Raw genomic sequence first — 25,114 nt, forward strand, 5'->3', positions numbered from 1 at the left:
TTCTTCACTGCATTCAGAATGACAAATAATGATAAAACAATCCCCACCAAATTTCGTTATTCATTTATGCGTATATTTTTTATAATCTGCTTATCTTTAATTACTTATTCGGTTGATGCTCAGGCGAAACTACTCAAATTGGATGAGTTGGATAAACGCATTGCCAATGGAAAAGATACGACTTATGTAATCAATTTTTGGGCTACCTGGTGTTCGCCATGTGTGGCTGAATTGCCGAATTTCGAGAAATTACGTTTAGCCAATTTAAAAAAGCCTGTTAAGGTGCTTTTGGTGAGTTTGGATTTCAAGTCAAAATTGCAAAAGGAAGTGATTCCATTTGTGTTGAACAATAAAATTAATGCCGAAGTATTTCTTTTAAACGAACCCGATCAGCAACAGTATATTGAACGGATCGACAAAAAATGGTCGGGCGCTATTCCTGCTACATTATTTGTGAACAAGAAAGCCCGACGTTTTTATGAGAAAGAATTTACAGAAACTGAACTGAAAAATACTTTGTTAAACTTAAAATAGATCGTTATGAAAAGATTGATTTTAATGGCTTTTATGCTAATCTCAGGATTCGCATTTGCCCAGACTGAAGGTTATAAAGTGGGGGATGTAGTAAAAGATTTCTCATTGAAAAACGTAAATAACAAAATCGTGGCCCTGGCCGATTACAAGGATGCAAAGGGTTATATTGTTGTTTTTACCTGTAACACTTGCCCCGTGGCAAAAGCTTATCAAGACCGTATCTCGGGCTTTAAATGCAACTTACGCGGCAAAGGGTTATCCTGTTGTGGCTATTAATCCAAACGATGCCGGAGCCGTTCCGGACGAAAGTTTCCAAAAAATGCAGGCACTGGCCTCAGAAAAGAAATTCAGTTTCCCTTATCTGTTAGATCCCGATCATGTGGTAACCAAACAGTTTGGCGCTACCAGAACGCCACATGTTTTTGTGCTGAACAAAACCGACAAAGGAAATGTGGTTGAGTACATTGGTGCTATAGATAACGATCCAGAAGAAGCAAACAGTACAAAAGTGGAGTATGTTAAAAATGCAGTTAACGAACTATCCATCGGTAAAAAGCCTGCAATTGCATCAACTAAAGCTGTTGGCTGTGGTATAAAATGGAAAAAAGGCTAAACATAGCTTAACCACCATTGCCGGTGTGTTTCCTTATATCGTTTAAACCACCTGCAAGGAAGATACAAAGCGGCTACTGCACAAAGCCATATTAAATACACTATTGGTAAACTAAAGCCAAAGGCTGCAGGCCTAAACCAAAATGGAACCTGTACAATTTCTTTGGTACTGTGCCCTGTGGCAAAAAATACAACGATTAAGAGGGTGTGCAACAGATAAAAGTGCAGGACATAATAGAAGAAGGGAACAGCACCATATACAGAGGCTATCCTGGTAAACCGGTTGCTCAGGTTTTCTGTAAAAGCCAAAAATAGCATGGCCGGGCCTAAAGTCATCGCGATATACTGTAAAGATGGCGGATATTTGTTTACGTTAAAAAAAGTAAGCAGGTTCTTAAAGAAATCGTGATGTTCTTTCCGCGGAACAGGATCGCCATATAGATTGATCAACCTCAGAGAGATAAATACAAAGATGGTGAGCAGACCTACAATTAGTAAATTGCGTTGTCGGCGGTCGGCAGCGTAACCTTTTTTATACCAGGCTCCAATTCCATAACCTATAAACATTACACCCGTCCATGGGAGGATGGCATAAAATACACCGACAAAATGATTGGCAGAGAGCGGCATAACGGTTCCTGATGCCGTGAAAAATATTTTTAAAATCAAGCCACCATTTGAATCTGCTGGAGCAGGGAATAAATTGAAAAGATTATGGCCAAAAACCAATATCAGGCCGGTTATCAGCACAGTTTTATAAGAAATACGACTGGCCAATCCTAGGAATATCATACTGGTGCCTATAGCCCAGATTACCTGAAGAATAATAAAATTATAGGTTGGATTAAAAGTTAACCCGAATGTGATCACAATAATTTCTATCAGGATTAACCATACACCCCGTTTTAATAAAAATGAACTTGCCTGAGCTGCTGTTTTGTTCTGTGCCGATAAATAGGCCGATAATCCTGATAAGAAAACAAAGGTTGGTGCACAGAAATGCGTAATCCAACGGGTAAAAAACAACATTCCTGTAGTAGTATCTGGATTTAGCGGATCGCCGGTCATGGCGCCAACATGAAAGAAATCTCTCGTATGATCCAGCGCCATAATGATCATCACTAATCCGCGGAGTATATCAATAGATAAAATACGTTTAGATAGGGTAATGTTATCAGCATTCATAAGAATAGGTTTGGTTATTTAAATATACTCATTCAAAATTATTTTTGCAGGCATAATTATTACCTTTAGGCACATCAAAAATGTGATCTGAGTCTATTTCAGTATAATGCATAAGAAAATCGATTTAGGAATAGTTTAATTGACGATAATGATTTTGATGTTCGAAAAATTATCATAATATTTGTTAAGCGCTAACCGAATAAAATCTTACCACTACTATTTATCATAATCGATAAAGTATAGATTTCGTTTAGTAGAATTTAAACCAAAATATCATAACACATCATAATGAAAAGAAGAACATTTATACAAAACACAGGCTTGTTAGGGGCAGGAGTTGTCGCATCGAAATTGTCTTTTGCCGCTAATCTCGCGCCAGAATTCCCTGTGGTACGTGTAGCTGCTGCAAAACGACACTTTCAAAGTAAAGCTGTAGATGCCGCAATTAAAACTTTCCAGGCAAACGTTAAAAACCCCGAATTGGCCTGGTTGTTCGAAAACTGTTTCCCCAATACTTTAGATACTACGGTTTATCATTCAGAAAAAGAGGGCAGACCAGATACTTATGTTATTACCGGTGATATTGATGCGATGTGGTTGCGAGATAGCTCAGCACAGGTTTGGCCATACCTTCAGTTCGTAAACGAAGATGAAGCACTTAAAAAATTAATAGCGGGTGTAATTATCCACCAAACAAAATGTGTTTTAAAAGATCCTTATGCAAATGCTTTTTATGGCGATGCCACAAAGGTAGGTGAGTGGAAAACCGATAAAACTGCCATGCAGCCTGGTGTACACGAGCGTAAATGGGAAATAGATTCTTTATGTTATCCGATCCGCCTGGCTTACCATTACTGGAAAAAAACAGGTGATAAAACACCTTTTGATACCAATTGGAAAAAAGGAATTGAAGCTACATTAAAAACATTTAAAGAACAACAACGAAAAACGGATAAAGGGCCATATCATTTTCAGCGCGAAACTACCCAACCTACCGATTCATTACCGATGGCTGGTTATGGTTTTCCGGTAAATCCAGTCGGATTAATCTGTTCTGCTTTCCGTCCGAGTGATGATGCTACCATTTTCCCATTTCTGGTTCCTTCTAACTTTTTTGCGGTATCGAGCTTAAAACAGGCAGCAGAAATGATTAAAGCTTTACAGCATGACCAGGCTTTGGAAAGCGGTTTGTTAAACCTGGCTGATGAAGTGAGTGCGGCGCTACAAAAACACGCTATCGTTAATCATCCAAAATATGGTAAAATTTATGCCTTTGAGGTAGATGGTTTTGGAAGTTCGTATCTGATGGACGATTCTAATGTGCCAAGCTTGTTGGGTTTACCTTATTTAGGCGCAATGAAAATTGAAGATCCGATCTATCAGAACACAAGAAAATTCGCCCTTTCCAAAGACAATCCATATTTCTTTAAAGGTACAGCTGCCGAGGGAATTGGTGGGCCACACGCTGGTCAGGATATGATCTGGCCAATGAGTATCACCATGCGTGCCCTAACCTCGAAAGATGATGCCGAGATTAAAGCCTGTATCGAAATGTTACGCAAAACACACGCTGGTAAAGGTTTCATGCACGAGTCTTTCAATAAAGATAACCCTGCAAACTTTACAAGAGCTTGGTTTGCCTGGTCTAACACCTTATTTGGTGAGTTACTTTGGAGAACCTACCACGAAAAACCAGCTTTATTAAAAGCTTAATATAACCGACCGTATTGATTGTTGTTAATGACTGATTTTGGTATCAGTTCAATTCATAATCAATACGGTTTCGTTTTACCCTTCCATACATTGCATCAGAAATTGCCAATACCCCCTAATGGAACAATAAGGTATCTTCTACGTTTAAAAAAAAATATTCACACTGCAATACCTTTAAAAAAATGACTATAATAAATGATAATTTGCCTACGTCTACACTTTTAGAAATTAAGGTAGGAGAGGTTATAACAAATGGAAAGGGCCAATCTGGCACCGTTAAAAGTATTGAAATCAGTGAAACGGATGAGTTTTTAATGTTTCTTTTTCGGTTGGAAATCAGTTACATAATCGTAAAGAAACTCAAACAGGTTTGCTGATTATAAAATTGGTCTCGGATCAAAAATCACCTGGAACGATTTAATCTTTTCGTTGGCTAATTGGTACCAGCCACAGGCATAGATAGTGCTTTTCCCCATGTTTATGTCGTACCACAAACAAACATCCTCAAAATTTAAAAATACTTTTTTAACATCGTATTTGAATTTCATTTTCTTCATGTCTTCGATGTAAATATCTGCGCCGTTTCTTTCACCCATAACGCCTTTAAAAGACATATCGTCATGCAGTTGTGCTCTGGCCATTTCAAAGTTTTCGGTGTTTAAGGCATTGATGAAATCTAGTACAACAACTTTAGCGTTATGTTCGGTTAATAGTTTATCGGATGTGCTCATAACAGGGTCTATTTACGATTAAACGAATGTTAGCACTGAAATGTTTGGAATGAAGTGACTTGGTGAGCAACAAACGAAAGATTTAATAAAAGGGACGTCATTGCTGTACTCATCAGGGCCTCTACCTGAAAAAAATTGGGATGACGTTTATAGGCTCAATGAAGCAAAACCTATCTTAAATCTACATCCACTCGTACCATCAACTCTGCTTGATACGAGTTTCTAATCTTTTTAGATCTGCGGGCAATACATAAATCATCTATCAATTGTTTCCGCTGATGGCGCAGAAAGGAACACAGATTTAAAGAGATTATATAAAACAGCAAATTTCGGTCTTCACCATATAAGAAATAGAAGAACATGTAAGCTTATAGGGCCCTTAAATGTCTTAGATGGTAAAAAAAATACACTGATTATCAGTTTTTTACATAAACATCATTATAACACCAGAAGCAACCTTAAAGCGCATGCTGGTGGCGATCGTTTTAAGATTGCTTCGTCGGCTGAAAAAGCCTTCTCGCAATGACGACTATACTATCCTTCAAAACTATATACTTTTCCAGCTTGTGTTTTAAAACTGTATTTAAAGTCACTTCCTGATTTTTCTTTGTTTATACCTTTGAGCTTAGTTTTCAACGCATTAGGAGATCTAACAATACAATCTTCGCCTGATAACGATTTGATCGACAGCTTTATAATTTTACCATCTTTCCACTGCAGATCGGTAATTTCGAAGTTACCCCTGGCTCTTATACCTTGAATACTTCCTGTTGACCATTGATCGGGCAGGGCAGGTAAAAATTGCAATTCACCAGCCTGGCTTTGTAAGAGCATTTCTGAAACGCCTGCAGTATAACCAAAATTTCCATCAATCTGGAAGGGTGGATGTGCACAGAAAAGATTGGTGTAAATGCCACCACCTTTATTGTAATCGGTACCTGAGCCACCTACTGGCGTAATGAAGTTCTGTAATATTTTGTAGGCATGATTTCCATCCTGTAGTCTGGCCCAAAAGTTAATCTTCCAAGCCATAGACCATCCTGTTGATTCGTCGCCACGGGCCGTTAAAGTTACCCTTGCGGCTTTGGCAAGTTCTGGTGTTTTAATGGTGCTGATTTCTCTCCCTGGATGCAGGCCAAACAGATGAGAAATGTGTCTATGTTGATCTTTGGGATCATCACGGTCGGTTTCCCATTCCTGCAATTGGCCCCATTTGCCAATTTTAGGCTTTAATAAGTGTGCTTTAAGGTCTGCAATGTGTTTTTTGTATTCACCATCAATGCCTAAAACTTCGGCTGCTTCTATATAATTGGTGAATAAATCGTACACAATTTGCTGATCGTGCGTTACGCCATCTTCAGTTGGCCCATGCTCTGGCGACCAGCCTAACGGTGACAACAAAGTACCATCTGGCCTTCTTTTTAAGTGGTCGTCCCAAAACTCGGAGATTTCTTTGATAATTGGGTAAGCAAAATTCTTTAAATAATCTTTGTCTTTCGTAAAAGCGTAATGCTCCCACAGTGCTTGTGCATACCATGCGCTACCAGGCGTGTTCCATAAAAAACTCATTCCACCGAAAATATTATTTTCAGTTTTTACGGTCCAGCCACGAGTATTTGGATATTGTTTGCGTGTAGCTACAGCACTCACTTCTCGCATGCTGTTAATGTAATCTAGATATGGGATCTGACATTCAGAAAGATTAGTCGGCTCAGCCAGCCAATAATTCATCTGGATGTTGATGTTAGAATGATAATCGCTGCCCCAAGGCGGAGTATTGCTTTCGTTCCATAGACCTTGCAGGTTGGCTGGTAAACCTCCAGGTCGTGATGAACTGATCAGGAGGTATCTTCCGTATTGAAAGATTAATGCTTCTAAGTCAGGATCAGGAGTTTTTTTATAATTGATAAGTCTTTGATAAGTTGGTAAACTGTTGTTTTTAATATCATGCTCACCTAAATTAATCGCCAAACGGTTAAATAATTGCTGGTAATCCTGAACATGTGCTTTTAACAGATTTGAATATGATTTTGTAACTGCTTGTTTCAGTATGCGGTCTATCTTAGAAGCAGGTTCTTCTCCCTTCCAATTTTGGCTACGTTTGTTAATATAATTAGTAGCAGCGGTAAAGAGGATGGTTATGGCATCGGCATTTTCTATTTTTAATTTTTCGCCATCGTTGTCTTTAACTGCATGGCTACTACCATTTTCGATTTTAACCAAAGCAGTGGCCTGATAAGGCATTCCGTTGGATAACTTACCAGTAAACTGGATGGTATTTCCATTTACGGTTATATTGCCCTGATGTGCGTTTTTAAGTCTAACCGTGCCTGAGTATGATTTTTTTTGATCAGAAGTTAACCTTAAAACCATTACTTTATCCGGAAAGCTGCAGAAATATTCACGTTTATAGGCGGTCCCATTTTGAGTGTAACTGATGGAATGGACCGCATCAGTTAGATTTATTTTTCGTGTGTAATTACTGAAATTTTGATCTTTATTATTGAAATCAATAAATATATCGCCAAAAGCCTGGTACATGCCCCGATCATTTTCATCTCCTGTCCAGAGCGTGTTATCATTAAACTGAATATGTTCTTGGTTTACATCGCCGAAAATCATACCGCCAATGCGACCATTACCAATGGGGTAGGCTTCTGTCATCCAGTTCTTTGCAGGTTTATCGTCCCAAAGCAATAAAGATGGTTTTTCTTTCTTTTGAGCGAAAGCTGATGTGAAAAAGCTAAAAGCTAAAAATGAGATTAGCGTGCAGAGAATAGCTTGCTTGCAATTAAAAAACATGTTGATTATTTGATTAGTGTGTATTCAAATATATAGATAATCAAACGATTGTGCTATTGGCCAAGCAGGCGAATACATATCGATTATTGGCATACTATTCAATTATTTAAGCATGCGATCATTTGCACCAGCGAAATTTTGGTTGGTAACTATTATGATATTTTAGATTGGATTTTAATAGATTTTCTATATTTGATACAACACACTAAAACGTTTTATGTAAAATGAAATCACTAACCAAATTGCTAACCTTAATTTTGTTTTTGAGCCTTACAAGCGTATATACTGCTCAAAGTCAATCCAAAACATCTTTTACCAAGTATGTAAATACTTTTATCGGCACAGCGCCCTTAACCGATCCTAAAATTTTAGGTTATGAGTTGCCACAGGGCTGGCGATCATGGGCGGGTTTAACTTTTCCAGGTAGCTCATTACCCAATGCTATGGTGCAGTTAAGTCCGATTACCGAATTTGGATCTGGAGCTGGCTACGAATATGAAGATGATACCATTTATGGCTTTGCACACACCAATAAAGGGCACTGGAACCTGTGCAATATTCCAATTCTACCACTATCAAATGCTAATGGTAAGTTCGGATCTAAATTTTCGCACAAAAATGAAAGTTCAGCACCAGGTTTTTATCAGGCTTATCTAAATGATTATGAGATAAATGTAAAGCTTACTTCAACTTTGAGGTGTGGATTTCATCAATATGACTATAAGAATCCTACTAACAGACAGATTCTTTTCGACATGGGAAAGGCCAATAGCAGGGTTTCTACATGGAATATCGAGCAAGCTGGTACTTCTGCTATACAAGGCTTTCAGGGAGGGGAGAATATTTACTTCTACGCAACGGTAAATGCCAAGATCGAAAAACTTGATCAGATTGATGTAGGTAAACGCTCAGGCTATGCAATTATGCACCTGGCTGATGATGGTACAGCGCCTGTAGAACTTAAAATCGGTTTATCATTTGTAAGTACAGCTAACGCCAAAGAAAACCTGGAAAAAGAGATTGGCAACAAGACTTTTTCGGAGATCCGTAATGAAGCGACAGCAAAATGGGAAACACTTTTATCTACGATACAAGTAAAGGGTGGTACCGAAAAACAGAAGCAAATGTTATATTCTTGTTTGTACCGCTCTTTTTTATGGCCGGCTTTGCGGAGTGATGTAAACGGAGAATTTAAAGATGCTAAGCACAACGTTGTTAAGGGTAATTTTGACTATTATACCGAACCTTCACTTTGGGATACTTATCGCAATAAGGATGTACTGCTGGGTTTAATTACGCCTAAGGTTACCCTGGATGTAATTAAATCGATGAAAGAGGTTGGCGATAAAACAGGTTTCATCCCAACGTTTTTTCATGGCGACCATGGCGCATCTTCTATAGCAGGCGCTTATTTGAGGGGAATAGATGATTTCGATATCAAGGGTACTTATCAGATTTTATTACGTAATGCCAATGTAGATGGTGGCGCCCGTCCGTTTGTGAAAGAATATATCGAGAAGGGTTATATTTCAGATCCCGATGTTAAAAATCCGCATGTCGAAACTAAAGCCAAGGCGGGCGTTTCTAAAACATTGGAATACGCTTACGATGATTATTCGCTGGCCCAGATCGCCAAAAAACTAGGTGATAGCAGCAATTACCGTACCTTGATGGCGAGATCGAAAAACTATAAAAACATGTTCGATCCAGGTACGCGCTTTATGAGGGGCAGATTAGAGAATGGCGAGTGGATTAAGCCCTTTAATCCACAATACCCTTATTACGAATATATGTACAGGGAAGCCAATGCCTGGCAGGTTTCGTTTTATGCCCCACACGATATGAAAGGTTTAATCGAACTGTATGGTGGTGCAAAAGGATTCGAATCCAAATTAGATTCTCTATTTACTGTGCCTTGGAACCCGAAGTATATAGCACGGAATGTTGAAACCATGATTGGCCAGTACTGCCAGGGAAATCAGCCCGATCATGAAGCTCCTTTTGCTTATACGCTTATTGGAAAACCAGAAAAATCACAAAAAATTATCGACAAAATCTTAAATGAGCTATATGGTATAGGGAGCGATGGTTTGGCGCTTTCAGGAATGGATGATGCTGGTGAAATGTCGGCCTGGTATGTATTCAGTTCTTTAGGATTGTATCCATTCTCGGCAACTGATGCCGAATATTTGGTTACTGCTCCACTTTTTGATGAAGTAAAGTGGAAAACCAGTACAGGAAAATTGTTAACGATAACCAAACCTGGGAAGGGAAGGGGAATCACCAACATTAAAGTTAACGGGAAAGCAAATAACGGATATTTTATCTCCCACGATCTTTTTAAAAATGGTGGTAAGGTAGAAATTGGTACTAAATAAAACCTCAACGCAAAAGAATTGACAGAAGCATGAATAGTTTAGAAGAATAACGTGCTAATCGTAATAGACAATCTTAGTAAGATTAGTTTAAAGGTATAAACATTAGGCTAAGTTTAAAATTTTCATTTCATGATCCTGAGTAAAACCTCATCTTTTTTTTGTCTGGATATTGGAGCCTGACTACCATCCTCCATGGCAATGTATCCACCGTCAGTTTTTACATAAGCAGAGATTTTGCGGAAGTTGATCAGGTGAGACTGGTGTGTTCTAATGAAATTATGAGTTTCAAGCAATTCCTGATATTCCTTTAATGTTTTACATACCAGGTATTGTTTTTTATTGTCCAAGTAAATATGCGTGTAATTACCCTCAGCCTCGAGCCTGATGATTTTATTGATAGCTAAAAACTCTATTTTATCTGATAGGGGGATAGCAATTCTCTGCTCATCATCTCCTCTATCTATATTGGCAACTAACTCCTTTAACCTTTCATTCTCTTTTTTAGGATTAATTTGCATTGCCGCTTTTTCAACTGCATTGCTCAGTTCCAAAATATTAATGGGTTTAAGCAGATAATCTATAGCGCATGCTTTAACGGCCTGTATTCCATATTTGTCAAAAGCAGTAACAAAAATAACTTCAAAATTTTGCTGTCCATTTAATAATTTTAACAAGTCGAACCCAGAAAGTTCTCCCATTTCTATGTCCAGAAAAAGTAAATCTGGGTTTAATTCCCTAATTAAATTAAGAGCTTCAATAGCTGAGCCAGCTTGGGCAATGATTTCTACATTTGGACAATATTTAAATAACAACTGGTGCAAGTTATTGGGGATTTCGCTAAAAAGTGGCTCTCCGTCACTTTTGGTGAATTATGCTGATTTTGCAAGTACCATTTTTCTTAGCAGCTGAAACCCTGCCTTGCCGTACATCTTTCTTTTAATTGTTTTAATACGATTGACCTGCCCTTCAACCTGCCCATTACTTATATTGGTTATCACTGCATTATTTACTGCATCATAATCTTTTAAAAGGTTTTTTGCAAAATTGTTCAAACCGCAATCAGATTCAAACACCTCTTCAATCCAGGTTTTCAGCGTGCCATCTTTTTTAGTCTTAAATAGGTTTTTAAAGCCTTTAACTAACTTTTCCATTTTCTTCATTTGTGGGTATTTTTCAAATAGAAGCTTTAGAAAATCTTTGTCATCAGCTCTTTTTAGTTCACAGGGCTCCATTTATAGCATAAGTGATAATCTGGTGGGAGACCAGGTTTTTACCAGTATTGGACCTGTGGATTTCGGTCTAAGAGCTGGTTGCGTATTCTTAAGCTCATTCATTTTATTGCAAAACTGGGTGTACTTCCCGTTAAAACCCATCTCAACAGTTGTTTTATGCAATTCCCGGTAAGTTTTTACTCTATTTTCTTCCTGCATCAAAAAACCAATAAAGGCGTCCAGATTAGTTGTGGTATGTGCCTGTCTTTTAACCAGCTTTTCCATCATCGTGTATTTTCTCACGGTTGTACGGGTTAATTTTACAGTCTTGGCAATCTGTCTTATACTGCTACCCTTACTATAAAGATCTTTGACTTTTTCGAACTTGTGCAGCTTGTCAATACTGATATTGGCAGTTGTTAAAATATCTTCTGTAATCTGTAGCATATTTTGAACTGCTGATTCGGTCTTAGCAGGCTTATTTTTCGGCTGATTATAAAGTGTAAATGCCTCCCTGAGTTCTTTTCCCTTCGATTGAAATATCCTTTTAGTCGCATTCCCGAGATTCATAAGCAGGTGAAAGCGGTCTGCAACCTGACTGGCATCAGGCGCTCCTGTCTTTATACCTAATGCATATGGACCGTATCTATCTCTTGAAACCGTTTTTATCTCGGGGTGTTGTTTCAGCCATTCGGATAAAGTAGCCGATTCCCGGTCCGGCAACAGATCTACAACTTCCTTTTTCGCTAAATCAACGATGACCGTTCCGTAAGTTTTTCCTTTTTTAAATGCCCAGTCATCTACGCCAATAACGCCTGACGTTAGTTTTTTAGGTTGGATATCCAAACGCTTTACCACTCTTAATATTGTGGACGGGCTTACAGGTACACCGGCGTAGCGGCTAATAGCTGCTCCTGTATTCCCGCCAAGCTCAAGGGCCATTCTGGCGAGAAGATCATTCGATCGGATCATCCTTCTGTAGTATGGTTTTATTTCACAATCAAACCGTTCGGTAAAGACTTTCCTGGGGCATTCAGGGTTATCACAGAAATATTTTCTAGCTTTAAGTTGAACTTTTGACAAATGGCCGGAAATAGGTAAATCCAAAAGAGTCCTGGAATACCGACTATGAATTTTACTGCTCTTTTTATTACAAACAGGGCAAATTGAACAGGTTTGACATACAGAGGTATCAATATATAGTATTCCTGGTTCCGAATGGATTGAGTCAGCTCGAAGCTGCACATTTGTAGGAAGTATAAATTGCGATATCATAGTAAAAAGTATATTATAAAATTACACATATTTACACGTATATTTGTTGGTCTTAAAAAAAAGCTACCGTGGGGAAATCAGTATTGAAGATTCAGCGTGCAGAAGCTGATGAAATAAAGAAAATCTTAAACAAGAATGAAGCTTACACAGTTGGAGCAAGGCTTAATATTGTTTACCTGGTTGCATTGGGACATTCCAGCAGAAAGCTGTCTGAACTTCATAATATAAGTTTTAAACAGATAACCAACTGGGTGCATCGTTTTGAGAATGAAGGCATAGAAGGACTAAAGGACAAGAAAGGAAGAGGACGACATAGCGCATTGTCGAATGAACAGCTCGAAACAATAAAAACAGTTGTCCTAAAACAGATCCCCTCAGACTATGGGCTTGAATCAAACAGGTGGACTGGACCAACCTTAGCAAAATGGATTAAACAGGAATACGGGTTAGCGTATCAGAAAGCACAAGTGTACAACTTGCTAGAAAAAGTTGGTGTAACCTTTAAAAAGAAGCAGGGGCTAACAAATAATGTGTAGTTTTTTAATATACTTTCACCAAAAGTGACGAAGAACCACTTTTAGCGGAACCCCCACTAATAGTCAAGTATTTGCGAAATTAAACAACTATGACCGATTTCCTCATTTCTTTGGTTTAACCCAGAGTATTGAAACAGAAATTGGTTAAAAGAATGACCCGCTCTACTGAAGCTGATTTAAATATCTTCACTTTAACATCAGAACCATTTTAATGATGATTACTTAATACATAATGGTTAAGAGCAAAACCCTAACGACTAAGTTTAATCTGATTACCGCCAATCAAACTTTGTATCCTTTTAGATACTTATTTTGTATGATTTATAACATAACAAAATATTTAAACATAATACAGCAATATTAGAACACTTAAAACATTAGATTGTAACGCTTAATTACTTAAGAGGCTTAGGAGAAGCTACAAATGAGAAATCAAGGAATATAGTGCCCGAGCTTTGACCAATTGTGACATAGCGTGTTGAGTGGAAAAATATGATTTATTCTATATACCACACTTTAAATTACACCGTCTCAGCTCATTGCTTATCATTAAAGCAATATGTAATATCATGACAATTTAATACATTAATTATTTACAATTTCGTCTGATTATATTTTGTTTTATCAAATTATGGAATTACATTCGTTCAATCATCCTCTCTAATATTAATTAACTTAAAACAATCTAAATCAATGATGATAAAAATCAACGCTCTATCAATGCCATTAAAGGTAATTGGATTATGTTGCCTAATGATCCTGCTTATTATAGCAGCTTGTAAAAAAGATAATCAGCAAAAACTCCAGAATGCAGAAACTATTTCTGGTATAAAAGCCTGGTTTTCCAGTCAAACATCCAACAGGACTTTGACTACATCACTTTTCCGGCAACCAAATTCCAATAAAATCTCCTCATTAGGGCTTGTATCTACCAAGGCAGTCCCAGGTATTGTTGATCATTCACTTAGTATTGACTGGACAAATGCTAAATCTTACCAATCTTCAGACAGTACCATTATAGAAGTGCCGGTAACAACCGAGGGTATATTTAAATTCAACACGGAAGCACCTGTTGAAGGAAAAAAGGTCAACATAAAAAAAAGCTTTACAAGACTCTTGTTCATAAAAACGTCAACGGCTACTGAGGGCTATTTCATGACCATTATTAGTAGTGATGAATATCTTGCCAGCTCTTCGAACCCAGAACAGAATACCTTCTTAAAAAAGGAACCCAATTTTACAGGCACGATAGTGTATCATAATCTTGATGGCAAAATGACCAATGCCATATCGATCGGTGGCGTAAAATTGCCTAATAAGCTAGCTTCCATAAATCATCAGTCCGGTAGTGGCAAAATAATGCAAGCCTTACCTGATGCTTGTATAGAAACACCCATATACGAAGTAATTGGGGTGGATTGCTACGACATCGGCGGGTATTATACGTATTGTGAAAATGTCTATAGCCTTTATGTTGGACATACCATTTGCGGAGGGGGTAGCGGACCAGCTGCACCGGGCGGTGGCGGAACTGGGGGCAGTGGAGGGGAAAGTATACCAACCATAGAGGTGAAACAAGACTCCCTTTTGAAACATTATCCATGCATGGTAAAGGAAGTTCTAAACAAATTGGAAGGCAATCAGACATACGGAAAGCTAGTTCAACCTTTTCAGAAAATCCAATTGCCAAACGGCACAACACTTGGCATGCAGGGTTTACCAAATTTGAAATATGATTTTTCGGTACAGGATTACGGAGTTGGCACAACTAATTATAGTTTAGGAACAACGGGAGAATATGCAGGAACGAGCTCGACTATTAGGTTTAATACCGCGGCTATGACCAATGCTTCACAGCTCTTATTGCAGGCAACAGCAATCCATGAAACTGGTCATGCATATGCTAATTATTATATCAAGGCTGGTCAGTATGGCTTCCCTGTGGATACAACTAGATATTCGACATGGGCGATTAATATTGTTAATTTTGAAAGGGTTGCCAAGAGTTCGGCCCAAGGAGGTGGGAATTTCAACGACCATTCCATATTTTTAGAAGAATATTTCGAGAATTTCTGGGGGATATTGAAGGCCGTCAACGGTACCGCATATACGAATAAAGAATACCAAATGGCCGCATTATTTGGTTTGAACAATCCTGGCCCAGCCCCACAGTCTCCGATTGTAAATGGAGTAAATGTATACGAAATTTACAAGGGTATGCTAATCACATCTTTTAACAATATTAAAACAAAGTATGGAATTACCGATGCTGAATTAAATACTTTTAATTTAGCAAATCTAAAAAATGTTCCTGCTAATAAAAAGTTGCCTACCACTTGCCCTTAATACCATGAAAAAGAAATTGTTTTTTATCGCCATCTTATCAACTATAATCTTTGAGGCATTTTCCCAAAGCATGAATAAGAAAATTTATTTTTTAGCAGACACAATAAATATATCTCCGCCTAATCGATTGTTAAAAATTGAAACGATAAGTTTTTTCGAACACCACTTTACATTCTTTTGCAAGTGTACTCCCCCCTATAAAAGCTACACAGTATTTTCATACATCAATAAAAAGGGAGACAAGAAAGAAGAAATCGTATCGAAAAAGCCAGATCATCCTTATATAAGCTTCAAAGAATTAATGGATATTTCAGCAGAACACAATCGTTATCTTGATAATAAGTATGACCTGTATATTACAGAAGTATTACCAGGTAATAAATATAGAACGAATAAAGTACAATTCGTTCCTTATAGGACTCCCATTGACGATAGCGTGGTAGTGAAAGAGAACCAATAATCGGATATAAACATACTGTTTCGGAGTAACTTTTTTATATAGTCAGGATAAGAATAACTAGGGGTTATACTTAAAATTTCATTAGTGCTGTTTTTAAGCGCATTCGTTGTTCGATTCTAATAAAAAGTGTAGCTGTTGATTGTGTCTCGATAAATAAACCCCTGTTTTTATGAATAGGGGTTTATTTTAATGATTTTTACCTCCCCAAAGCAAGTTATCCTTTTGAATTTGTAAACTCTGGAAAGCAACACCTTATGCAACAAAAAAGTAGACCCCTAAGAATCCATTTGAAAATAATAGAAAGTCATTGTTCAACCTAGATAAACCGTACCGAAATAACCAATTGATCATACCAATTTAAAATATTACGGCTTCGGTCATTTTTGAAACCGGAGTGCACTTCTTCCTTAAAATGGATGTGTCTGCGCTTATTTTAGATTCTGGGACTTTATTAACCAGCTGGTAACGGGAAACAAATTTTTCCATAAGCGGGGCCATATCTTCACTTACTTTGGTGTCCAGTACCTTAGCATATAGTTGTGTGGTGCGTACATTGGTATGTCCAAGCATTTTAGACACGCTTTCGATGGGTACGCCATTCAATAAAGTTACCGTAGTCCCAAAAGTCCGTTTGGCTATCCTGTTACCCAACGTTTTATTAACGCCTGAAAGCGCCGCAATTTCAACCAAATATTCGTTCATCTTTTGATTGCTCGAAATTGGTAAAGCCCTGTTGTTATGGAGGCAATATGGGTGATCTTTGTACTTATCAAGTATGCTTGCCACTATTGGCAGCAGGGGTATTGCTGCCCTTGTATCTGTTTTTTTCCGGTAGGTAAATATCCAACGTTCTCCATCTACCCCAATACCAATGTCTGCAAGTTTAAGTTTTTGAACATCCGCATAGGAAAGTCCGGTATAACAACTGAACAGAAAAAAGTCACGTACCTGCGATAACCTTGCGGTAGTGAACTGCTTTTCAGTAATCTTCTGCAATTCATCAGCAGTCAGAAATTCCCGATGCACAGGTTTAGATTTTAGCGTATGGCCAAAGAAGGGATCAGTGCTGATCCATTTATATCTGCGGCAGATGCTAACGATCTTTTTGAGATTTTTAATGTGTTTGTTTGCGGTATTGGTGTCGTTTTCCTTCACCGTATGCAGGTAGAAGTCAAAGCCGTCAATAAACTCGTGGTCTATGCGTTTTAAGTTAAAGTCCGCTCTGCCATATTTAGCGGTAACATAATCCGCTACATGCCTTTCCAGCACCTCAAATCTTCTAAGAGTTCCGGGTGCATATTCTTCTTTATCCACCAATGCCTTCATCTTGGTATTGTGGAGTTTTATGGCTTCCAGTATGGTGTGTGCCTTTTCTTCTTTGCCAAGGAATTTGCATTTTATACTATCTGCCGTTATTTCGGCTCCGTCCACACTTAGCTGGCTATGTGCTGCATAAACTTCCGCTTTTATGTTTTCCAGATATGCATTCAGGGTTTTGACATCTTCCTTTGTACCAATGACTTTTCCGGCTTTTGCATTCCATCGTTCCGGTTCGCAATTCCTGCTTGTTGACATTTCCGCACCAACCCCGTCTACTGTAATTCTTAAAAAGATAAAGTAAACAGCCCCTTTTGTGTAGTTTTTTGGCTTTTTCAAGAAGAAAAGCACGCTAAAATTAGTTTTCATAACGATAACATTAAGGTTAAACAAAAATAGCTTTGCAGTTTCATTCATACAAGATGTTCATCTATTAAACTAGTTGATTATCAATGCATTAATACGAATTAGGGGAGTTTGATATTATAAAGAACGACGCACCGAATGACGCACATTTTATATGCGATTTCGTGCATATTTTGGTATAACCCGTAAAAGCAAAAACCCTGCAATCATTTGATTTGCAGGGTTTTATTACTCTTTGATATTGTTTCTTGTGATCCCGCTGGGATTCGAACCCAGGACCACTACATTAAAAGTGTAATGCTCTACCAGCTGAGCTACGGAATCATTTCCCTTTGTTTAAGGAGGTGCAAATATAGGGATTTATCCTTTTCTTGCAAATATTTTTTGAAAATGTTTTTATTGTTTTTTAGTTCATGTAAAATTGGCGCTTCTAACTGGTTGATTTTAAATTTTGTAAGCCCTGAAAGAATTTTAAAATTTATTTTAAATGGAGCAACATTTTCTCAAATCATTGCCTATTCACTCGCTTTTGGGATAAAATTGAGAAAAGACTGAAATTGCGCCTTGTGTTTGTTTTTATCCAGTTTAAAATAAAAGGCCCCTCGGCGCGAACTTGATTTGTCCTTGTCGGCTTGTTTAATTAACAATCCACTGGCTGTAATCTTGCGGATAAAGTTCCGGTTATCTATCGGCGAATCGTAAACCTGCTCGTATAAAGCCTGCAACTGCGGTATGGTAAAACGTTTTGGCAAAAGTTCAAATAAAATAGGGTGGAGAGCTGCCTGATAACGGATTTTATCCATCGCGGCCTTAACCATCATATCGTGGTCGAAAATTAATTCGGGAACTTCTTTTAGTTTAAACCACTCGGCATGGTACTGATCATTGATCTGTTTACTGTATTTATTAATATCAATAAGTGCAAAGTAGACTACTGAAACCGTACGTTCGATAGGATCGCGATCCGGACTACCATAAGCATGAAGTTGCTCCAGGTAAACATCGTGCAATCCTGTTAATTCCAATAAAATTCTTTTGGCTGCACCATCAAGATCTTCATGTTCACCGATAAAACCACCCATCAAACTCCACTTATCTTTTACGGGTTCTATTGCCCTTTTTATTACCAAAAGTTTTAGCTGATCGCCGTCATAACCAAAAATAATGCAGTCTACTGCAACAAGAACAGGTTTTTGATTTAAATATTTTCCCATGTTAAAATAGCGTATTTAATTTAGCATCGTTATAATCTGTAATATAACCCAAGATATTCGGATAACCTTCAAATTCTTCGATAGTATGTGTTGTGGTTAATACAATACAAGGCATACCTGCATTTAAAGCCGATTCTACACCCTTTGGTGCATCTTCGAAAACCAGGCAATCTGCCGGTGCAATATTTAATGCTGCCGCTGCCTTTAAAAAAGTTTCGGGGTCTGGTTTGCTTGTTTTTACATCATCTGCACTCACTATTGCATCCAGATAACGACGGATATGCAATCCATCTACTACAAAATCTATATTAAAAGGTATCGCAGCAGATCCGATCGCCATTGGAATGTTGGCCTCTTTTGTGCGTTCCAAAAAAGGATCCAGTCCTTCAATCAGCGCTAAATGCGGCATGTAGCCTTCCTGATAACGCTTTTCTTTATCAATAGAAAGACGTTCAATTTCCTCGGCGTTAAATTTATCTTTTCCGAAAACGCGTTCTAAAACTTCGTGGTTTTTACCATACATTTCCTTTTTCACCTTTTCGTAATCAAGTTGGGCACCTAAATCTTCTGTCATGATGCTGTACCAGGCTAAGGTATGGTATTCCATATCGTTAATCATAGTGCCGTTCAAATCAAAAAGAAAAGCCTTTGGCTTGAAATTTAAATTATGCATATGGCTGCTAAATTATGTGATTTTTTTTACTGTTGAGAATCCTCACCGATATTATGAAAAAATAAGTATAATCGTTACTTTAACGTTAATAATTTTTTCCTACATTAGCCTTAACCAAAAATAAATCAATATGAAGCCGTTTCTGATTTTGTGTGCAATTGCAGGTCTGCTTCCTCAAATTTTTAATCCATGAAAAAAAAAATTCTTAAGGCTTTGCCCTTCGCTACATTGTGTTTAGCTGTAGCTTTTACTTCCTGTAACCAAAAATCAGATAAAGGGACACAAACAACCGAGCAAACTGATTCGTCAAAATACACCACAACTATTGATGGTAAAAGTGTGAAACTTTATACTTTAAAAAATAAGCAGGGCGCTTCGGTTTCTATTACCAATTACGGAGGTAGGGTCGTATCGCTTTTAGTTCCAGATAAAAACAACAAGTTAACTGATGTAGTTTTAGGCTATGATAGTGTGGGGACTTATCGCAAAAGAGGTGAGCCATTTTTTGGTGCCTTAATTGGTAGATATGGAAACCGCATTGGTAAAGGTAAATTTACGCTGGAAGGAAAAGAATATACTTTACAGCTTAACGATGGTGTTAATACCCTGCACGGTGGTACCGATGGTTTTTTCTCGAAAGTTTGGGATGCTAAACAATTAGATGGACAAAAATTGGAGTTGAGCTATGTCTCAAATGATGGCGAAGCAGGTTATCCAGGAAAATTAGATGTGAAGGTAACTTATACCTTAACTGATGATAATGCTTTACAGATTGATTATTTAGCTACGACAGATAAAACGACTGTTGTAAATTTAACCAATCATGCTTATTTCAACCTAAATGGTGAGGGAAACAACACGATTTTGGACCATGAATTAACGATTGATGCAAATGCCTACACACCAGTAGATTCTACGCTTATTCCCACAGGTAAATTAACTCCTGTAGCTGGAACAGCATTTGATTTTAACAAAGCGAAAACCATCGGAAAATCGATCGATGAAAATGATCAGCAGTTAAAGTTCGGCAAAGGTTACGATCATAATTTTGTATTGACCCACCATGATGGCAAAACGGCTATTGCAACCGTTAAAAGTCCGGTTACAGGAATAACAATGGAAGTTTATACTGTTGAACCGGGCTTACAGTTTTATAGTGGCAATTTCTTAACAGGTGCTGATAAAGACGGTAAAGGTGGTAAATCATATCCACACCGTTCTGCTTTTTGCTTAGAAACACAACATTTTCCTGATGCGCCAAATCATGCAAATTTTGCATCGACAGTGCTTAAGCCAGGAGAAACTTATAAAACGAGTACTACTTATAAGTTTTTGAAATAACAATGCTTCAGAAAATTGACTAAGATCATTTATTAGATTTCAAACAAAAAAAGCAAGACTAGAAGTCTTGCTTTTTTTGTTTATTTTATTTGCTATTCGGCTTTAAGGGTTTAATAACCGATCAGGAAATTGCGTAATTTTCTCAATGGTTAATTGTTGCATGATCTGGTATAAATGAGTTTTGAACATATTGATGGTATGATCGCCTCCTTCATTACCTAAGGCGCCAACTCCATACATAAAAGGCCGGCCCATAAAGTTGAATTCAGATCCAACGGCATGCGCTCTTGCTAAATCGACGCCTGAACGGATACCACCATCTAACATGATCTTTAATTTTGATTTGTATAGTGGATTGTTCGCCAATTTGATCAGTGAATTGATTGAGGATTCACCTGCATCGATTTGTCTGCCGCCGTGATTGGAAACAATCACACCATCGGCACCAATTTGGATAGCAGCCTGCATATCTTCATCAGTCGCGATTCCCTTCAGTACTAAAGGTCCTTTCCAAAGATTACGAATGGCAGAAACCTTTTCAATATCAACCTTACCGGTAAATGTTTTGTTCATGAACTGTCCCAGTTGCGACATGTCCATTCCTTTTTCCATGTAAGGCTTTAAGGTAGCAAACGATGGAATTCCATGTTGTAGGGTTTTAATGCCCCATAGCGGACGGGCAAAAGCCTGTAGAATATTATTGATTGACATTTTTGGTGGAATGGATAAACCACTCTTAATTTCTTTATATCGTAAACCAAATGCAGGCACATCTACCAGAACAACTAATACCGGGCATTCAACAGCTTTTAAGCGATTTAAGATATCATCTCTCAAGCTATTCTCCGTAGGGTGGTACAATTGAAACCATGCTTTTCCTTCAGATACTTCGGCAATTCGTTCGATACTACTGGTAGATACGGTGCTTAAGGTATAAGGAATATCGGCTTTAGCGGCAGCCTTAGCTAAAATTTCGGGTGCATTAGGCCACATCAAACCTTGCAAACCAATAGGAGATACCCCAAATGGAGCGCTGTAACGACGGCCAAATAATTCGACCGACATGTCGATATCTCCACCAACACGTAAGTAATTCGGTTTAAGGTAAATATTATCGAAGTCGCTCTCGTTTCTCGATAAATTAAGACCTTCATTACAACCACCCTCCAGATAGTCAAAAGCAAATTTAGGAATCCTTGATTTTGCCCTTTTTCTTAAGTCGGCTACAGAAGGGAATTGAGGATTGTAAGGGAATGTAATTTTTTTACTCATATTTAAATATTGTGATGGTCAGATTCTATTTTAGAAAGCGAAAACTAATATTTTATATTATATTTTCCATCCTGCTCTATCTGCTATTTTCTATTTATCGTTTTATGTTGGAATTTGTTTGCGCTCGTTTCCAAACGAGTGCATAAATAGCAAAACGATTATATCGTTATAAACGATAAAATATTCAACGCTCGTTGGAAATGAGCGTTAGCGCGTTTATAAAACTATACCTTGTAAAATGCCTTCGCATTATCATTAAAAATCAATTTCTGTTCTGCTGATGAAAATTGTTCCGCATACTTATAAACTAAATTAAACCAATCCTCGTATGGGCGACTGATCAGCATTACCGGCCAATCACTGCCGTACATGATTCTTTCTGTACCAAAATGTTCAAACACCACATCAAAACAGTTAAAAAGCTCTTTTTCAGTCCAGTTTTTCCAATCAGCCTCGGCCAATAAGCCAGAAACTTTGCAGCTTACATTTGGATTTGAAGCTAAGGTTTTAATATTTGCAGACCATGATTTCAAATCCTGGCTTTTCACATCCGGTTTGCCGCAATGGTCTAATACAAATGGTTGGTCGGGGATCTGATCAACCATTTTGGTGATATCAGCTAACTGATTGTGGTAACACAATAAATCGTAAGTGTAACTGTATTTTTTTAAAAGATTAATGCCTGCAATAAACTTTTTGTTCAGGATAAAATCGGCATTTTCAGCTTGTAAAACATGTCGCCAACCCTTAATCTTCTTAAAATTACTCCAGTAAGTTAAACGCCCGTCTAAATTTGGATCGAGTAAATCTACCCATCCCACAATTCCCTTTACAATTTCATTTTGTTCTGCCAGCGATAACAAGAAATGGTTTTCCTCTTCCGATTGGCTGGCCTGCACAGCAATACATCCCGTAATTTGAAGATCGTTATATACGGCTATAAGATCTTTCGGAGAAAAATCATTACGGATGGCAAACATATCTTCATTTATCCAGCTATCTCTAACCGGATCGAAATTCCAAAAATGTACGTGTGTATCAATCATAAAAAAAGCAATTAAAGTTTAAATATCTGATCCATTAAGATCCATTTTTCTCCTGGTTTCGAACCTGGTATTGCCTGCTGAAATTTCCACATCAGATTTTCCCATTCCTGCACTTTTGGATTAGCCAAGTCGGCTTTCGATTTTTCCTCAAAAGAAAAGCTTTCATTCACTTCCATAATCATAAACAGCCTGTTTCCTAATAAATAGATTTCCAGATCATCAATGCCAGAAGAAGTAATGCTTTCTTTAATCTCGGGCCAAACCGATTGATGGTACTGCTTATACGCTTCTATCAGCTTTTCATCATTTACAAGATCGAGTGTTAAACAGTATCTTTTCATATTAATTCCCACTGTAGGCTTTAACAGTTTGCTTGCTCGAGCCTAAGCCATCAATACCCAATTCTACCACATCACCGGCTTTTAAATACCAAGGTTCAGGTTTTTGACCTAAACCTACACCAGCAGGCGTTCCAGTCGTAATTACATCACCTGGTAAAAGCGTCATAAACTGACTGATGTAGGCAATCATAAACGGAACATTAAAAATCAGGTTTGAGGTATTGCCATCTTGCAAGGTTTTTCCGTTCACCGTTAACCAAAGGCGAAGATTGTGCACATCGGCAATTTCATCCTGAGTGGCGATAAATGGTCCGATAGGCGCGAAAGTATCGCAGCTTTTTCCTTTTACCCATTGTCCGTTTCTTTCGATCTGGAACTCGCGCTCACTATAATCGTTATGCAAAACATAACCAGCAATGTGGTCTAAAGCGTTTTCTTCTGCAACATAACTTGCTTTTTTGCCGATTACAATCGCTAATTCAACTTCCCAATCGGTTTTTTTACTGTTTTTTGGAATGATCAGATCATCGTTAGGTCCAACAATGGCTGAGGTAGCTTTGAAAAACAAAATGGGTTCTGATGGGATAGGAGCATTGGTTTCTGCCGCGTGGTCTTTATAGTTTAAGCCCACACAGATTATTTTTGAAGGACGGGCCAAAGCAGGGCCGAGGCGTACACCTTTATCAACCTGTGGTAAATCAGCCGATGCAATAGCAGCCTTTAATTTATCTAAACCATCACTACCAAAAAAATCTTCATTATAATCTTTAACCAATGCAGAAACATCGAAATAATTATCGTTTATAATTACCCCAGGTTTTTCAGCTCCGGCTTCGCCAAATCGTATTAATTTCATTATAAAATTCTTTATTGTATTTGAAAATATTTATTAATTGTTTAAGGTAGTAAATCCACCGTCAATTGGGTAATCGCAACCTGTAATAAATGAGGCCTCATCGCTACATAGGTATAAAGCCAGGGCACCAACTTCTTCTGGTCTCGCCATTCTGCCGATAGGTTGTGATTTAGAAAGTTTTTCGAACATTTCAGGGATGTTATCCGGATAGTTTTTCTGTAAAAAGCCATCCACGAAGGGTGTATGAACCCGTGCTGGTGAAATGGAGTTACACCTGATGTTTTCGCCAATATAATCTTTCGCTACGCTCATAGTGATTGCTTTTACCGCACCTTTCGCGGCGCTATAAACGAAACGATCTGGAAGACCAATTAGCGCGGCAATTGAGGCCATATTGATAATTACACCTCCGCCAGATAAACGGATCTGTGGAATGGCTGCATGCAAACAGTTATAAACGCCTTTCACGTTTACGCGCATAATACGGTCAAAATCAGCTTCATCTGTAGTATCAGCTTTGCCAATATGTGCAATACCGGCGTTATTAATCAGGATATTGATATTTCCGATCTGTTTAAAAACTTCGTGAACCGCATTATGATCTGAAACATCACAGCCGTAACTGAAAGCCTGTCCGCCATTTGTTTTAATTTCATCTAAAGTATCCTGGGCGTGTTCTGTTCCTAATTCGATGATGTGAACCTCAGCACCTTGTTTGGCTAAAATGGTTGCAATAGCTTTTCCTATGCCGCTTCCCCCGCCTGTAACTACGGCTTTTTTGTTTTTTAGTGAAAACATGTATATGATTATAAATTATAATTGATTAGAATACGAATACAAATAAAATAAATATTGTTGATTAAAAATTTTATCTTCTTGTCTAAATATTAACAGATATTGTCATA

At 37.9% G+C, this 25,114-nt stretch carries 22 protein-coding genes, 1 tRNA gene and 1 pseudogene; 9 read left to right on the forward strand and 15 right to left on the reverse strand.

Annotation, left to right across the window (positions count from 1 at the left end; genetic code table 11):
* Window positions 1-66: 66 nt before the first annotated feature.
* From EYS08_RS09730 to EYS08_RS09735, 3 genes and pseudogenes are all read left to right on the forward strand, one after another.
* The gene (locus tag EYS08_RS09730; RefSeq protein WP_131029849.1) at window positions 67-534 is read left to right on the forward strand and encodes a TlpA disulfide reductase family protein; all 468 of its coding nucleotides are present in this window, start codon (window positions 67-69) and stop codon (window positions 532-534) included.
* Window positions 535-567: 33 nt separating this feature from the next.
* A pseudogene (locus tag EYS08_RS26455) lies at window positions 568-654 on the forward strand (thioredoxin family protein); the annotation flags it as partial.
* 31 nt (window positions 655-685) lie between these two features.
* A complete protein-coding gene (locus EYS08_RS09735) occupies window positions 686-1,147 on the forward strand; it encodes a redoxin family protein (protein ID WP_244215915.1) in 462 nt (153 codons plus the stop codon).
* On the opposite strand, the gene EYS08_RS09740 is transcribed toward EYS08_RS09735, so the two are convergent.
* Window positions 1,144-2,331, reverse strand: a complete 1,188-nt coding sequence (locus tag EYS08_RS09740; protein ID WP_131029850.1) for a DUF1624 domain-containing protein — start codon at window positions 2,329-2,331, stop codon at window positions 1,144-1,146. The two genes, EYS08_RS09735 and EYS08_RS09740, sit on opposite strands and share 4 nt — an antisense overlap.
* Before the next feature lie 288 nt (window positions 2,332-2,619).
* Here EYS08_RS09740 and EYS08_RS09745 point away from each other — a divergent pair, with 288 nt between their 5' ends.
* A complete protein-coding gene (locus tag EYS08_RS09745; RefSeq protein ID WP_131029851.1) occupies window positions 2,620-4,044 on the forward strand; it encodes a glycoside hydrolase family 125 protein in 1,425 nt (474 codons plus the stop codon).
* A gap of 377 nt (window positions 4,045-4,421) precedes the next feature.
* Here the strand turns inward: EYS08_RS09745 and EYS08_RS09750 are convergent, their stop codons facing one another.
* Both EYS08_RS09750 and EYS08_RS09755 read right to left on the reverse strand, forming a co-directional pair.
* A complete protein-coding gene (locus EYS08_RS09750; RefSeq protein WP_131029852.1) occupies window positions 4,422-4,775 on the reverse strand; it encodes a nuclear transport factor 2-like protein in 354 nt (117 codons plus the stop codon).
* Window positions 4,776-5,309: 534 nt separating this feature from the next.
* Complete coding sequence (locus EYS08_RS09755) at window positions 5,310-7,577, reverse strand: glycoside hydrolase family 95 protein (RefSeq protein WP_131029853.1); 2,268 nt, start codon at window positions 7,575-7,577, stop codon at window positions 5,310-5,312.
* A 224-nt stretch (window positions 7,578-7,801) separates the two neighbouring features.
* Here EYS08_RS09755 and EYS08_RS09760 point away from each other — a divergent pair, with 224 nt between their 5' ends.
* The gene (locus EYS08_RS09760; protein WP_131029854.1) at window positions 7,802-9,955 is read left to right on the forward strand and encodes a GH92 family glycosyl hydrolase; all 2,154 of its coding nucleotides are present in this window, start codon (window positions 7,802-7,804) and stop codon (window positions 9,953-9,955) included.
* A 122-nt stretch (window positions 9,956-10,077) separates the two neighbouring features.
* Here the strand turns inward: EYS08_RS09760 and EYS08_RS09765 are convergent, their stop codons facing one another.
* From EYS08_RS09765 to EYS08_RS09775, 3 genes are all read right to left on the reverse strand, one after another.
* The gene (locus EYS08_RS09765; protein WP_244215916.1) at window positions 10,078-10,767 is read right to left on the reverse strand and encodes a LytR/AlgR family response regulator transcription factor; all 690 of its coding nucleotides are present in this window, start codon (window positions 10,765-10,767) and stop codon (window positions 10,078-10,080) included.
* A 57-nt stretch (window positions 10,768-10,824) separates the two neighbouring features.
* Window positions 10,825-11,115 carry a transposase gene (locus EYS08_RS09770; RefSeq protein WP_165456417.1) on the reverse strand — a complete coding sequence of 97 codons (291 nt, stop codon included), beginning with the start codon at window positions 11,113-11,115 and terminating at the stop codon, window positions 10,825-10,827.
* Between the two features lie 72 nt (window positions 11,116-11,187).
* On the reverse strand, window positions 11,188-12,441 hold the full coding sequence (locus EYS08_RS09775) for an ISL3 family transposase (RefSeq protein ID WP_131029857.1): 1,254 nt from the start codon (window positions 12,439-12,441) through the stop codon (window positions 11,188-11,190).
* A gap of 68 nt (window positions 12,442-12,509) precedes the next feature.
* Between EYS08_RS09775 and EYS08_RS09780 the strand changes: the two genes are divergently transcribed.
* The 3 genes from EYS08_RS09780 (at window position 12,510) to EYS08_RS09790 (ending at window position 15,783) form a co-directional block, all read left to right on the forward strand.
* Window positions 12,510-12,977: a helix-turn-helix domain-containing protein gene (locus EYS08_RS09780; protein ID WP_131029858.1), complete on the forward strand. Its 468-nt coding sequence runs from the start codon at window positions 12,510-12,512 to the stop codon at window positions 12,975-12,977.
* 693 nt (window positions 12,978-13,670) lie between these two features.
* A complete protein-coding gene (locus EYS08_RS09785; RefSeq protein WP_131029859.1) occupies window positions 13,671-15,323 on the forward strand; it encodes a hypothetical protein in 1,653 nt (550 codons plus the stop codon).
* Between the two features lie 4 nt (window positions 15,324-15,327).
* Window positions 15,328-15,783, forward strand: a complete 456-nt coding sequence (locus tag EYS08_RS09790; protein WP_131029860.1) for a hypothetical protein — start codon at window positions 15,328-15,330, stop codon at window positions 15,781-15,783.
* Between the two features lie 357 nt (window positions 15,784-16,140).
* On the opposite strand, the gene EYS08_RS09795 is transcribed toward EYS08_RS09790, so the two are convergent.
* The 4 genes from EYS08_RS09795 to EYS08_RS09810 all read right to left on the reverse strand — a co-directional run bounded on the left by EYS08_RS09795 (window position 16,141) and on the right by EYS08_RS09810 (window position 19,353).
* Entirely contained in the window at window positions 16,141-17,469 is a 1,329-nt protein-coding gene (locus tag EYS08_RS09795) for a site-specific integrase (protein WP_131029861.1), read from the reverse strand.
* A gap of 248 nt (window positions 17,470-17,717) precedes the next feature.
* A tRNA-Lys gene (locus EYS08_RS09800) sits at window positions 17,718-17,790 on the reverse strand.
* 191 nt (window positions 17,791-17,981) lie between these two features.
* A complete protein-coding gene (locus EYS08_RS09805) occupies window positions 17,982-18,680 on the reverse strand; it encodes an NUDIX hydrolase (RefSeq protein ID WP_131029862.1) in 699 nt (232 codons plus the stop codon).
* Between the two features lies 1 nt (window position 18,681).
* A complete protein-coding gene (locus tag EYS08_RS09810) occupies window positions 18,682-19,353 on the reverse strand; it encodes an HAD family hydrolase (RefSeq protein WP_131029863.1) in 672 nt (223 codons plus the stop codon).
* Window positions 19,354-19,542: 189 nt separating this feature from the next.
* Here EYS08_RS09810 and EYS08_RS09815 point away from each other — a divergent pair, with 189 nt between their 5' ends.
* Complete coding sequence (locus EYS08_RS09815) at window positions 19,543-20,694, forward strand: aldose epimerase family protein (protein ID WP_131029864.1); 1,152 nt, start codon at window positions 19,543-19,545, stop codon at window positions 20,692-20,694.
* Window positions 20,695-20,796: 102 nt separating this feature from the next.
* On the opposite strand, the gene EYS08_RS09820 is transcribed toward EYS08_RS09815, so the two are convergent.
* The 5 genes from EYS08_RS09820 to EYS08_RS09840 form a co-directional block, all read right to left on the reverse strand.
* The gene (locus EYS08_RS09820) at window positions 20,797-21,966 is read right to left on the reverse strand and encodes an alpha-hydroxy acid oxidase (RefSeq protein ID WP_131029865.1); all 1,170 of its coding nucleotides are present in this window, start codon (window positions 21,964-21,966) and stop codon (window positions 20,797-20,799) included.
* Window positions 21,967-22,190: 224 nt separating this feature from the next.
* Entirely contained in the window at window positions 22,191-23,012 is an 822-nt protein-coding gene (locus EYS08_RS09825) for an amidohydrolase family protein (RefSeq protein WP_131029866.1), read from the reverse strand.
* An 11-nt stretch (window positions 23,013-23,023) separates the two neighbouring features.
* Entirely contained in the window at window positions 23,024-23,353 is a 330-nt protein-coding gene (locus EYS08_RS09830; protein WP_131029867.1) for an L-rhamnose mutarotase, read from the reverse strand.
* A 1-nt stretch (window position 23,354) separates the two neighbouring features.
* A complete protein-coding gene (locus tag EYS08_RS09835; RefSeq protein ID WP_131029868.1) occupies window positions 23,355-24,209 on the reverse strand; it encodes a fumarylacetoacetate hydrolase family protein in 855 nt (284 codons plus the stop codon).
* A 33-nt stretch (window positions 24,210-24,242) separates the two neighbouring features.
* Window positions 24,243-25,007 (reverse strand): SDR family NAD(P)-dependent oxidoreductase, encoded by a 765-nt coding sequence (locus tag EYS08_RS09840; protein ID WP_131029869.1) that lies wholly within the window; start codon window positions 25,005-25,007, stop codon window positions 24,243-24,245.
* Between the last annotated feature and the right edge of the window lie 107 nt (window positions 25,008-25,114).

The sequence above is a fragment of the Pedobacter kyonggii genome, from assembly GCF_004310665.1.
Classification (GTDB): Bacteria; Bacteroidota; Bacteroidia; order Sphingobacteriales; family Sphingobacteriaceae; genus Pedobacter; species Pedobacter kyonggii.